This window comes from Mycobacterium simiae, assembly GCF_010727605.1.
GTDB lineage: Bacteria > Actinomycetota > Actinomycetes > Mycobacteriales > Mycobacteriaceae > Mycobacterium > Mycobacterium simiae.
Genome location: NZ_AP022568.1, coordinates 5,188,591 through 5,202,684, shown reverse-complemented (window position 1 = coordinate 5,202,684; position 14,094 = coordinate 5,188,591). Strand labels below are relative to the sequence as shown.

Genomic DNA, 14,094 nt, shown 5'->3' with positions numbered 1-14,094 from the left:
CGTCGGGCGAAACGCTGAACCTGGTTGAAGAGAGTGCATTCAAACGTTCGATCAGTACCGGCGCGCAATACCGAATGCGATTGCGCTGCAGCAATTAACGGGCACCCGAGAGGTCGCGTGCTGCCCCATCCCCTCTAGCACCGAGCATCGCGGGCTCTTGGTATCGGAATGCGCAGTTTCGGCTACGCAATTGCGCGGCGCGCCTGGTGGATGCGTTGGCCTCGCCATAGCCGGTGTATCCGCCGATGCGCTGCACAACTTCGAAAAAGAAGTCCTCACCGATCGGCTCTGTGTGGAAATGATAGAACTCGCCGCCGGCAGCATCCCTGTCGTAAAGCACGCCGTAGCGACTCATCCAACCTAACTGGGATGGACGCATGTCAAAGCGCGCCGCTAGGTCGTCGTAGTAATTGGCCGGACTTGGTAGAACGCGGAAGCCGCCTCGTTGCATGTGCTCCGCCGCGGCCAAGATGTCATCTGTGCCGAAGGCGATGTGCCCGACACGGCCAAGCCTCGGTTGCACTGGCAAGGCAAGAGACGGCGCGCTGGTTGGGACAGTCTCTAAAATGATCCTCAGGCCTGATCCTTGACCGTCCTCAAGTGTTAGTGCTTGTTTGTGTCGAAGCCCGGTGGGGTCGGTGATATCGACGGCCGGCAGAGCCGTCATCCCAAATAATGATCGGAGCAAGAGCACTGCCTCCCCCCGATCCTTCTCGGGGATTACCAGTGAAAAGTGGTCGACTCCGGTGAGAGACATCTCGTGCTTCGAGCGCGGTGCGCCGAGGGCATCGTTTCGCGGTCGCCAATGTTCATCATTTCGCCGGTCGAACAAGTCGAACCACGCCCCGTCGGCGATCTTCAGCCGGACGACGTCAATAGCGTCGTCAACTGTGCGCCGGACTGTGCGCAGTGTTTGCGTGCTGACTCCGAGAGCGGCAGCTCGATCCTTCCACTCGCTCACACCATCGCACCGGATTCCAATGTGAGCTAATACGGGCAGTGCGGGAAGGCTCAGTTGGCTCTCGACAGTGATGCTCATTTCGCCGTGGTTGCGCGCAATCGGGCGTTGTTGGTCCGAGGGTGGCGTGAGTCCGAAGCCGAGCTGGTGCAATGTTTGGCCGATTGTCTTGGCCTCGTTGGGTGGCGCACTCAAAGCTACAGATGCAACCTCTGCCACGAGCGTGGGTCGCGGAGCAGAGAAAAGCTGTACGCGTGGGTATCTCGCTGCCACGCGTGCAACCTGTTCCTGCAGATACAGCAGCGAGCGGTGTCCGTCTTTCGCGGTGCGCTTCGGACAGGCCCGTCGGAACTCGTCGTTGAAGACCTCTAATGACCACGGACCGTGGTACCCCGAGCTCAGTAGTTGGGTCGCGAATGATGTCAGATCGAATTCGCCTTGCCCGGGGAAGCATCTGTGATGGCGACTCCACGGCAGGACACCTAGCGGCAGGTATGGCGCGTCGGCCAGTTGGACATAGAAGATCTTGTCGTGGGGAATGTCGGCTATCCCATCCAAGTCATTACCGTGGGCGAGGATATGGAAGCTATCCAGACACGTACCAAGTGCCGGATGGTCGACTTGCCGGACTATGTCCCAGGCGTGGCCGTAGGTGTTGACATGCGTACCCCATGCCAGGGCCTCGTAGGCCAAGTAAATCCCCTGTCGCAGTGCGAGATCTGCCACGCAGCCAAGTTGGTCGACCAGCAGTCGGTCGTCGGATACGGCCGAGGGCAGCACAGAGGAGCACACCAGCAGGGTGGTGACGCCGAGTTGTTGCATGACATCGAATTTGCGTTGTGCGCGCGCGAGGTTTCGGCGGAATTGTTCCGCATCGATCGTATCGAGGTTGCGGAACGGCTGGTACAGCTCAATGGCGATGCCGAGGCCGGCCGCTCTACGGCAAATTTGGGCCGGCGTCAGGGGACACCCAATTAGATCCTCTTCGCACATTTCGAAGCCATCAAACCCGGCATCGGCGATCGCAGACATCTTCTCCTCGAGGATTCCGCTGAGACATACCGTCGCGATGGCTGTCCTGATCGGTTTGCGGCCCACCGCCGAAGTCGGCGCCGCGCTACTGCCAGGATGTGCGCGATGACCGCTGGCATTGGGTTGCGTGTGTTGCAGGCGTTGTGATGAGAAGTCATTACAAGAGCTCACAACTCGGTGGGTGGTTGATTGCACCGGTCACTCCTCGTTCGCCACGACGGGCCGAAAGCGCTGCTGGTCAAATTCAATCGATGTTGCCTGCGTCGGCCGCATCGTGGGCGTCGGTACCATCAATCGGTTGGCAGCGGGCCGTTGCAAGAATTTTGCGGTCACCAAGAGTCCCACTTACGTGCTCATAAAGGGTCAGTTCTGCGTCCGATGCGCCATGTTATGGTTCGGCTCGAACCGCTGCGGCATCATTAGGCGAACAGTCAGTGAAACTAGGCTTATATCAACGCTTTCGGAATCCGAGGCCATGCGGTTCTCCGTGCGAACCGTCTAGGCGAGACGCGGTGAGCACACTGATTGGACTCCGACCGCGGGCCGACACCACGGGATCGAAACACGTTGTAGTTGCGATCATTTCGGTAAGTACGAGCAACTTGCCGTCGAGCGCATCGTGATGTGCTCAGTGCCACACCAGTTCTAATGGTCACCATGACGCTCGAAATCGTTAATGCGGTCACGAGCCGGTCCATCAGGGTTGCGTGCGATGGGTAGTCCCGCGGGGTTCCCGGTCGAGCGGTGCACGACCGATTGCGCCGGCATCAATGCCTGTGGGGGGTTATCTGGTTCGTGTATATTCCCGGTCTTGCCGGGATGCCCAGGATCCGGGCTAGCAGGATCGCCACTGACACGGTGGGCGGCGGGGTTTACGGCCAGGTGACGGGTATCGGGTAATGCCGATAACGATGCTCGCAGAGAATGGTGCATTTGGTCCGGTTTGCCAACCATGTTGGCGTCGGAATGGCCCACGGCGCCAACGGGATCGCTCGTCTTCACCAGCGGCTCCGCCTTGTTGGCCTGATGTTCTTGCGGTACCGACTCAACGGTGTCGGGCAGCGGCACTGGGCGTTTCGCTTCGCGGCCCGCAGCGTCCGCGCCGTCTTGGTGAGGTGGGGGCGCGGGGTTGGTTTCGGATTCGGGGATCAGAATCTGTCCGTGGACATCGACCGCGGGCAGTTCGTGGCTTTCGCCGGCGTGGTGGACGGTCAGGGTGACGCGTGCTGCGCCATCGAAAACGGCGTACGAACGGGGAAACTTGGCATGAGCCGTCATTCTCGCGCCCTGGCCGAGGATGTCGACGTGGCGCTGCCGGCCGGCGCCCCCGACCCCGCCCAGTAAGCTGGCTTGAAAGTTCGGGATCTTCAACAGCGGGCCAAATAGTAATCGTGCGCCACCCTCACGCGCTTTGATGCGTTGGCTGAACACATTGCGAGTGACGTCATTGAGCACGTAGGCGTTGCCGCCCTCATGTTCGATCGTCCTGAAATCCAGGGACTGGACCTCGGCCCGACCTGTGATTCGCAACGTTCCTTGCCGCAAAAATTCGACGTCCTTCCCGGCCTCGACCCTCGTCATGGCGCCGAGCTTGCTCGCGAGGCGGGTGTCGGTGAGGTGACTGTTCACCTGGTCAGCAAGGTGCGGGATGTTTAGCGGGCCCAAGCTCTCGAGCGTACGCGCGCGGAATTCGGCCCCGTCGGCAATGTTGCGAATAATGCTGTCCGTGCTAAGGCCACGCGGAGGCAGTCCTGAATCTCCTTGTGCACTATGGGGTTCCGGGTGTGGCGCGGACGCTTGAGTGTGGTCACCGGCCGCGGCTGTGCCGGCGGGCGGTTGGTCATTCGGAATAATTCCTTCGCGCGGCACGTACCAGGAGTTCTTCTGCTTGTCTGGCGGTGATTGTCGGGTGGTGAACTCAACTTGGGCGGTGCCGACGTGGCTGATCAGACCGTCATTGTTGGGTCCTTCGGAACTGGGCCGACTCATGTGGGCCTCGATAGTGGCCGTGCCAACGTGAGTAAGTGTCGGAACCTTTTTCCGGAACAAGGTTCCGGTAGCCGTGTTTTCGGTGCGGACGCGAACGCCTTCCGTGCTGGTGCTACCGGTGAGACGTCCCAGGGCAGAGACGTTGATGGTGTCACCCGTCGGCAACAGGTCACCCTGAAATTGCACGTAGCCTTGCCAATTGCTGGTTTCGATGCGCGAGTCCCCGGTGGACACGGACTGTTGGCCCCCGCTGTAAAACTCAGTCGTGGCTTTGTCGTCGGTGGCAGTTATCGCGTCAATATGGCCGCCAAGCACAACCCGTCCACCTGGCACCGCCGTCAGGTGGATCGTCTCGGTCTGTCGACGGCTGTAATCCCCCAAATTGCGCTGGATCTCCATGGCCTTGATGTGGCTCGCGAGCTCTGCCCGCACCGCCGACCAGTCGTCGCCGAAAGTGGCAATGCCCTCGGGAGCCATCGCGTCCAAGACGTGGGCTGCCACCAGATCCTCGTTCGGAGTATGCGAATTGCTGTCGGTCTCAACGTGGTCAGTGGTCGGTTCGGCACCAATATGTGGCCGAATTTTGACGACGGCCTGGTTGACACCGAGTTCGGGGTTTTCGGCATCCGCGCCGTTGCCGCCACGAGTTCGAGTAGTCGACGCGTCGGCGGTGGGAGTGTGCTTGGGGTAGGCAAACACACCGCTGAGCCGGACCGGCTGGGGCTCTTCGGGAATTCCCCTGAGCTTCTTGCCTGACACGTGTTGTGTGTAGCTGATTTCGAAGTCGATCGGCTGGCGAACCAGCTGATGCCCCTCGACCGTCCTCAGTCGGGTGGGAATCCGGTGCTCGGTCTCATCGGTGACGACGGCGACGTCGACGGCGCTCAGATGCCCAACGCCTTCGTCGGCGCGAGCCGCTCCGCTCGCCTTGGGGTGCACCGATCCTGTGTGGGTGATTTGCACGCTCACTGAGCCATGGGGGACGGGGATCTGGACTCTGCCCCCAATGACCCTGCGCAACTGGTCGCCGTGGATTTGCGCAGTGGCCGATTGCGACTCGCTGGACACGTCGGTCTCGAATTTTTTGGCGGTGCCGACATGTTGTGTGTCACCAGGGTCGCCGCCGCGCACTGGTCGAACCGCAACGGTAATCTTGCCGCCCGGCACAGGTATGTCGTGGGTCCACACTTGGCCCGATTGGTGAGTCAGCCGAGCGACAATCACATTGGGGCCGAATTCGTTTGCCATACCTGTGATCGCATCGTTGCCCCGGGCGCCGAGCGCCGGGAAGAGATCGTTTCGGATCGCCTCGACAAGGCCACTGGCCGGGTCGACACCGAGCAGCATGTCAGATGGATGCCAACCGGGCTGCAATGCATGCGCCGGCAGTTCTGACGCTTCGGTCACCGGCGGTGGCGTCCAATCAAGCGTTGTGCGAACTTGTTCGGAGGGCTCCGGCGAGTCGGTCGAGTCGACCGCATCTGCGGCGCCACCCGAGATGGCTTCGCCGGTCTCTGCGACAACGGGCGGCGTCATGCTATCGGAGGTCTCTTGAGGAACAGGCCCACTGTCACTGTCCGCCGTCTCCCGCCGACTCGACACGAACGGCGACCCATGCGCAATCAGCGGTGCCAAACTATCGAAAGTCTCCTGACGAACAGGCCCACTGTCACTGTCCGCCGTCTCCCGCCGACTCGACACGAACGGCGACCCATGCGCAATCAGCGGTGCCAAACTATCGAAAGTCTCCTGACGAACAGGCCCACTGTCACTGTCCGCCGTCTCCCGCCGACTCGACACGAACGGCGACCCATGCGCAATCAGCGGTGCCAAACTATCGAAAGTCTCCTGACGAACAGGCCCACTGTCACTGTCCGCCGTCTCCCGCCGACTCGACACGAACGGCGACCCATGCGCAATCAGCGGTGCCAAACTATCGAAAGTCTCCTGACGAACAGGCCCACTGTCACTGTCCGCCGTCTCCCGCCGACTCGACACGAACGGCGACCCATGCGCAATCAGCGGTGCCAAACTATCGAAAGTCTCCTGACGAACAGGCCCACTGTCACTGTCCGCCGTCTCCCGCCGACTCGACACGAACGGCGACCCATGCGCAATCAGCGGTGCCAAACTATCGAAAGTCTCCTGACGAACAGGCCCACTGTCACTGTCCGCCGTCTCCCGCCGACTCGACACGAACGGCGACCCATGCGCAATCAGCGGTGCCAAACTATCGAAAGTCTCCTGACGAACAGGCCCACTGTCACTGTCCGCCGTCTCCCGCCGACTCGACACGAACGGCGACCCATGCGCAATCAGCGGTGCCAAACTATCGAAAGTCTCCTGACGAACAGGCCCACTGTCACTGTCCGCCGTCTCCCGCCGACTCGACACGAACGGCGACCCATGCGCAATCAGCGGTGCCAAACTATCGAAAGTCTCCTGACGAACAGGCCCACTGTCCGCCGTCTCCTGACGCTCAGGCGCATTCTCGCCCCGCCACGGAGTCTGCGCAACGCCTGACGTTGGACTCGCGATCAGCTCGTAGGCTTCCGGGTCGTCTCTGATCGTATCGTCGACGATGTAGCTGATGTTGCGGGAGCGTTCCAACCGTACCGGCGGCGACGAGGCGGCCTGGGGAGGAGGGGCAGTCACCTCCTTCGGCGCCTCACCGCCTTGGTGCTCGGTCGGCTGCGAAGCCGGAGGCGCTGTGGGCAAGGAGGCTTTGCCGGTGGTCTCCGACGACTTGGGCGGCTGTTCGACAAACCCAGCCGGTTGATCACGGGTAAAGGCAGGAGGGGCAGTCACCTCCTTCGGCGCCTCACCGCCTTGGTGCTCGGTCGGCTGCGAAGCCGGAGGCGCTGTGGGCAAGGAGGCTTTGTCGGTGGTCTCCGACGACTTGGGCGGCTGTTCGACAAACCCAGCCGGTTGATCACGGGTAAAGGCAGGAGGGGCAGTCACCTCCTTCGGCGCCTCACCGCCTTGGTGCTCGGTCGGCTGCGAAGCAGGAGGCGCTGTGGGCAAGGAGGCTTTGCCGGTGGTCTCCGACGACTTGGGCGGCTGTTCGACAAACCCAGCCGGTTGATCACGGGTAAAGGCAGGAGGGCAGTCACCTCCTTCGGCGCCTCACCGCCTTGGTGCTCGGTCGGCTGCGAAGCAGGAGGCGCTGTGGGCAAGGAGGCTTTGCCGGTGGTCTCCGACGACTTGGGCGGCTGTTCGACAAAGCCAGTCGGTTGATCACGGGTAAAGGTAGGAGGCAGGTGCGAGTCATGTTGCCGCGAACCTTGAAGCTCGGACAGCGGAATAGCAACTTCGACGGGAAAATGGCCGGATTCGTGCACGGTGGCCTTCGATCCTCGTATGGTCCCGTCGATCCGCACCCAGCCATCGAATACCGCCATCGGTTGGTCGAATTTGGTGGTTACTGCCACGCGGTGCTGGTTGCGGACGCGTTCGCCGACGCGCTTGGTCCGGTTTGTGCCCCCGATCGCCTCACCTAACACCGTGCTGTCATTAATGTGGTCGCCACGGCCCCCGGCTGCGGCCTGTAGAGAGGTTTGGCGGTTGCGCTCGACGGTGACCGCTGAGCCTTCGGTGAGTTCAGCACTTGGGCTGGACAACGTGTTGATTACCCGCCGGAAGGTCAACTTTTCTATGTCGGCCGTAAAGGCGTCGGTGCCGCGATGAGCCAGCGGGCTGTGCTGGGTCATGCCAGGCAGGCTCGCGCGGACTCGATTGAGGTGATACCAGCCAATCGCGTTCTGACGCAGCCCCTTCCAGTCGCTACCGTGTGCCCGGCGTCCCATCGAGTCGAGCATTCCGTGGAAGCCGCTCAGGTTGAGATTGGTGACCCTGTCCATGCTGCCCAATCCGCGCAGAGGCACGGTTTCTTCCCGGCTTCGACCGCGCGGGATGGCCGGCGCAGGTGTGCCTGACTCGGTCATGCTTCCTTTGGAACGTTGTTTTGCGCCGAAGGGCCACCAGGTCGATTTGGTGACCGAGTTGCGCTCGGCCGGGGGACCTTCACCCCAGATCCGCGCTGGGGGCGCCCATACCTCCTTGCCAAGGTAGTCCGTGGTTGGCTCGGTCTCGAACTGTTCCATGAGCACCTCGAAGCGGGCGCGCGTCTCGTGCACCGCACCCTTGAATGGTGCATCTACTCCAGGTGCCGAAACTCCTTTGGCAGTGTGCATTTCGATGCGCAGCCGGGCCTGCCCGTTCCAACCTTGGCCGGGCGCGGGGTTCTTCAAAGTGGTGCGCACCCGGAATTGACGGCTGGTGGTCTCGGTATGCGCCTCTCCCCGCGTGAAGGTACCGTCTAGTCCACCTTCGGCCTCGCCGGTGTCCGTACCGCCCTGGCCGCGCAGCCGACCCGGCATCGGCAACTGAGTCGACCAGCTCGCCGCGTCCTGCCGCACCTGAGTGGTGTCGGTTTCGGTGCCGAAATGGAACTCGGTCTCTTTGGTCTGACTGGTAGTGAGCATCATTGGGTCCCGTCGGGAAGCAGCGTCGCTGCTGTGTCTGTCGCCGACCACTTGCGTTTTGGACGCTGTTCCAAGCGGCTCGATGAAGGCATGCACCTCGATCCATGCGCCCGGAATGCCCGCGAGATGATGAACCATCGGCTGCTTGTTGGTCATGAGGTGCAGGTTGGTCTGTAGCGACTCGACCGTGAGCCAATTGCTGGTCTCGGCCCTCGCCCGGTCGGCCATGCCGCCGTACGCCTTCTTGAATGCCGCCAACATCGGTTTGCTGGTGAGGAAGTCGGCGAGCGCCTGTGGTCGCGGATCGTTCGCCGCTGCGGGCGATTCTCCCTCAGACTCTTGTTGCCCGTGCCGGGAATCCGAAGTGCCTTTCCCCGCATCGGGACGCGAGGGTGGCGGGTCGTCAGGAAGCAACCAGAAGTTGGTGACAACGTCTGACCCGCTGAGCCCATGGGTGTCGCGAACACGTGGTGGGCCGCCGCGTTCGGGCGCGGAGTTTCGGGTCGGGTGGCCAGGCAACGAGTGGAGCGTGTCTCGTTCCTCCGGGTGCTGCTTTCCCGCGTCCTGGCTGACAACATCACGAGCCGGAACGACTACTTCCGTTTGATAACCAAGTTTGTGAGTGTCGATCTTTTGCGGAGCATCGCTGGTCCAGTGGCGAATGACACCTTCGACGTTGCCATGGAACCGGGCGGCGGCCTCGGCTGTTTGTCCTCCACTGATTTGGCGGTCAGCACGCTGATTGGTCAACGCCGTATCGTGTGTCCGAGATGCCATCGCAGTGGCCGTCTCGCTCGCATTGGGGTGGGTGACGTTGCCTTGCACTACGGCGTACGTCTGAGTGCGACCCTCGTCGAGGGTGCCGACCGTATTGGTCGGGTCGGCGGTGTGCTCAAACTCGTACTTGGCGACTGTCTCCTTGAAGTGCAGTTGGGATCGCTCCGAAGTGCCGTCCGGAGCGAATTCGATTGTGAGGATGCGGCGGTTCTTGAGCTTTACGTTAAGGATGTTGGGTCGGCCGCCTCGCAACATCCCAGCTATTTTGGGGCGAAGGTTGTCGTCAGAGAAATTTGCGGTGCTCTGGTCGCGGTAGGCGTCCCATGTCTCGTCGCCACCCAATCGACGGATCAACGACTCGACATGATTGAGCCCTTCATCGCCGGAGCGGAAGCTTTCGACTACGTCTGTTCCGCCGAGCACGAGGTTCTTCCCGATGCGAGCGGGCAGTTGCGGGCCGCGGTTGGGTTGCGCGGCCGCCTTCGTGACAGCCTTGTGATCGGCGACCGAGTCCGCTGAGTGTTTAGGCGGGCTGATTGATGCGTCGGTGGTGGGCATCGCTTTGGGATCCGCTGGGCCCGATTTGAGGTAGGCGCGGTAATCAGCCAAAATCGCGTCGGGATCGCTGATCCCCCACAGGCTCAGGTCACGCCGGGCGAGGTCCAGCTCGGCGGCAGTGAACAGACTGTGCTCGCCATCCGGCGAACCCATTGACGCAGGCTGATGCGCGTTCAGTTTTTCGATGTAGCGCTCCCAAGCGCTGAGCCTGCTGCTCGGAGCTCCTTCTCGCTGTTTGCCAATGGCCGTTGGAGATGGGCCGACCCCCGTCGCGCGCCGATCCAGTTCTTGTCCCCACATTTCACGCTGTTCGCGCGTCGGCAACGGAATCGGTTGGCTGGGGCTTTCCGTGTCGGTGAGCTGATGCCGCGTGGGCGGACCTGGCGTCCCCCCTGTCTCGGGTGCAAACTCGCCAGGTGTAATGCCGGGCGCGAGCGACGGTGCCTGATCGGCGGGTCTCAGCGCGAGTGAGTCCGGGGGCGTGGCTGTTTCGGTATCGATCGGCCTTGGCGCCACGGGATCATCGTTGGATGGCCCGTTACCGGGTGCCTCCTGCGCAGTGGCCCGCTGGGCCTGGGTTGGAGCGCTGTCGCCACCGGAAGAAACTGCGACAGGCAGTCCGGCAGATGTCGCATCCGCTGCGCCGTCGTCGGGCGACGGCACAGACGACAGCGACGCCCGAGGGACGTCATCGGGTGCACCAATACTCTCGGGGCCTCCGAGGGATTCGCGTTCCCCGGCGAGCCCGCCGCGCTCGACACTCGGTTGCGGTGCGACGATCGGGTCGGCGTGGCGATCTTCGGCGGCGTTCGAAGCTGGCGGCAGTGTGGCTGGCGAGGAAGCATCGCCGGCTGGCGAATCAAGGTCCGGTTCAGTCGAAGAAGGTCCTGACGACTCAAGCCCTTGAAAATGTTCTGTCGTGCCTGGGGCAAGCGACGGTTGTGTCGCATCGGGTTTGGACGGCTCGCCTTTCGGCGATTCGGCTGCTGGCCGGGGCGGGCCGGCGGCGTCGTCGGACGGGTCGGGCACCGCGGGGACCGGTTGCGCGCGCCCCCGTTCCGGCTCGAATTCGCCACTGCGGAGCTGTGATTGGACCGGCGAACCCTGCCGCTGGGCATCGGCGGTTTCTGGTTGCGGGACCGGCGTCGGCGCGGGCGCGATGTCATCGCCCTGCACCGCAGGGGCGTTATCCGGCGACGGAGGGCCTGCCCCTTCTTGGTGGGCAGAAGGCTGTGTACGGTCGGGCATGCCGGCAGGAGCGGCCGGCGGTACGGCGTGCTCGCCGCCGGTCGACGGCTCGCTGCGGGACTGATCGTGACCGGCGGCCCCAGCCGAGGGTTGCTCGGTCTGCGCCGGTTCACCGGCCACCCGCTCGTCCTCAGCAGGCAGGCCGGACAGCGTCACACCGGTGAAATCGTGGCCAGCGACCGGCTCCTGGCCCGCGGCGTTATCAGATAGCGAGTCCGAACTAGCATCTGAATCCGGCAACGCCGGAAACCAGCCGAAGTCATCACCGGCAAGCCGCCAGGGGGCCGACTGGCCCATGTCGTCCAAACCGTGTGACAGATCGCGATCCTGACCCCACCGCAACGCAGTCGCGATATGGTCCAACGAGAATCCACCGGAGAACAAGTGCGCCGTCGACGGCACAATCACCGGCCGGAATCCGTTGGACTGCAACAATCTTGGCAACAGCAGATAGACGTTGAGTCGGCCGTTACCCTCGGCGAACGGGTGCATCACGTGCAACGTCCGCACGACTCGCGCGATCGCGCGCAGCTGTTCGTGCTCCGACCCGGCCGCGGCGAGATCCTGCTGATACCGGTCGAACACCGCATCAACCATTGCCGGCACCCGATCAGCGCCGAAGGCAGTGGTTAACTGCAGATCGCCGTCATCATCCCTGGTAAGTGTGACGATCACTTCCATCAGTCTGATCGGCGGCACGTCGCGCAACGCGCCCTCGGTCACTAACGGGTGCCCGCTGATGCGCTCATCGAGCAGATCGGCGGCCACCCGGTAGGTACCGACGTGATGATCTGTGCCCGTGCCCCGATCGGTGCCCGTGATCCGGTAATCCTCCTTAGACCTAGCCGCGTGGGCATGCCCGGTCACCAGGGTGTGCATGCGCAGGTATTCCGACCAGTCCAGGCGCCCTTGCAGGACCTGTGGATCGTCAAGGATCAACCGATAGGCCGTTTCCAGATCTTTCTGAAATCCGGGTGATTGGTCGTTGTCATAGAAACTTCCCGGGTTGTCCGGGTGTTGCTCCAGTGCGGAAGCATGATCGGCGCTATCCAGATATATCCGCCAGCGATCTTCATCGGCCACCACCTCGCTTAATCGAACGGGTCGATCCTGCGCGACGTCGGGCCAGTCATGTCCGGTGATACTGCCCAGCCAGGTGCGCACACCTTCGTTCTGGTAGGAGGTCTCGATAAACGAGGCGTTGTCCCCCGGGTCGTAAGCGAACCGGGACTCGAAATTTTCGCCGTAATCGGTTTCCGTCGATCCGTCCGAATCAACTGAATGGCCCTGCGAATCAATACCTTCGGGCTCTGCTGAAAGGGAATCCCCCTCTGACGGGGCTGTGGCCGGGGCACCAGAGTCCCCGTGTTCGTCATCGAACGCGCGCCGCGAATCCATTTGGGCCGGGCGATCATTCGGCCCATCTGCCCCTTCCGTGGGAAGGCTATGCAATCGTGTTGGTGGGTCCGCCGATGGGCCCGGCGCAACCGCCGCACCATCATGTGGTGCGGCCGACTCTGGCCCGGCATCAGCGTCCATGGGCGCCCCATCGTGCTGGACAGCCGGATCCTCCCAAGCCTCACCGGCAACGTCATGGACGACGTCACCGGAAACGTCCGCGGCGGCCTCACCGGGCGGGGCGTCGGCGACGTCATGCGCGGCCTCACCGGCAGCATCACCCGGCACATCATGAGCGACATCACCGGGCGGCGGGGCACCAGGGGCGTCATGAGCCGCCTCACCAGGCGGCGGAGCGTCGGGGCCCTCCGGCCGTGCGGGCGGCGGCGCGGGCGGCCCCGCGTGCGCCGGTGGCGCCGGGTTTGCTTGCCCGTCGCCATGTTTGAGCAATCTACCCTGCACCGGCTCACCAAGATGCGCCGACAACCGCCCGGCCACATTATCGACCCACCGCTGCATATCCTGCGGATCCGGCAACGGAACCCGCACCTTCTCACTCATGTACCGACCGGACTTATCGTTAACCTCCCACTGCCCGGTCTCCGCGTTCCACCCAATCTCACCACTAACCCGCGACACAGGATTCGCATTCACCACCGCACCGGTGTCATCGAACTCCACCGCAATCGTCGGATGCCCCTGCCCATTGATCAGAGCGCGGAAACCCTCCAACTGCTCAGCCGACTCCGGCGGCCCCCCGTGATACGCCACATAGTGCTCAGTGAGTTCCTGATCGGACAACAACGTGCCCAATTGCTCACTGCCAATCCGGATCTCGCCCTCGGCATCCACCGTGTAATGCCATCGCGCATCGGTATGCGACAACAACGCCAGCGGTGGTAAATCAGACAACCGATAAAACACTGGATTAACCCGCGGCAACCCCTGCCCATCAGTCTCCTCAGGCTTGACCCGCTTAGCCCCCACCAACGGCCCATACTCATGATCAAGATCCCCACCAACCACCGGCGCCACATCCCGCTGCACCGGACCCACCACCGCCTCACCGGAGGCGTCATGGACGACCGCACCAGGCGGCGCGGCATCGGGCACGTCATGAGCCGCCTCACCAGGGGCGCCCTGGGCGACCCCACCAGGCGCGCCCTCGGCGACATCACCACGCTGCTGAACCGGCGGCGGGGCATCGAAACGAGCACGGTAATCGGCCAGTAACGCCTCAGGGTCGTTGATCCCCCAGGTGGCCAGATCACGACGAGCGGCATCAAGGCCTAGACGCGTCGCGGGGCCAACACCCTGGTCATGCGCATCGGACAAGGCCTCGTTGTGCGCGTTGTGGGCCTGGACGTAGCGATCCCATGCCGCACTGCGGCTTTCGGGCGCGCCCTCTCGCTGCTTGCCCTTCGCCTCCGAAGGACCCGCACCGTCAGACTGGTCAGCCAACACCGCGTCCCACGCCTCACGCCCGCCGTCGGGCACTACGGGCAACGGCCCTCGCGCAGTGTCGCCCGCACCGTCGACGTTCATCCGCGAGCCCGGCTCATCATCCGCCGGCTGCAGCGCGGCATCATCCGGCGGCGCCGCTACCGGCGTCGGTTCCGCTGCATCACCTCCGTCGGCTTCGGCCGGAGG

General features: G+C 63.1%; 3 protein-coding genes. All 3 read right to left on the bottom strand.

Annotation, left to right across the window (positions count from 1 at the left end; genetic code table 11):
* Positions 1–94 precede the first annotated feature (94 nt).
* The 3 genes from G6N33_RS24215 to G6N33_RS24205 all read right to left on the bottom strand — a co-directional run bounded on the left by G6N33_RS24215 (position 95) and on the right by G6N33_RS24205 (position 13,989).
* Positions 95–2,185 (bottom strand): sugar phosphate isomerase/epimerase and 4-hydroxyphenylpyruvate domain-containing protein, encoded by a 2,091-nt coding sequence (locus G6N33_RS24215; RefSeq protein WP_155945867.1) that lies wholly within the window; start codon positions 2,183–2,185, stop codon positions 95–97.
* A gap of 450 nt (positions 2,186–2,635) precedes the next feature.
* Entirely contained in the window at positions 2,636–5,515 is a 2,880-nt protein-coding gene (locus G6N33_RS24210; protein WP_101528676.1) for a hypothetical protein, read from the bottom strand.
* 1,421 nt (positions 5,516–6,936) lie between these two features.
* Positions 6,937–13,989, bottom strand: a complete 7,053-nt coding sequence (locus tag G6N33_RS24205) for a hypothetical protein (protein ID WP_163771669.1) — start codon at positions 13,987–13,989, stop codon at positions 6,937–6,939.
* Positions 13,990–14,094: the final 105 nt, after the last annotated feature.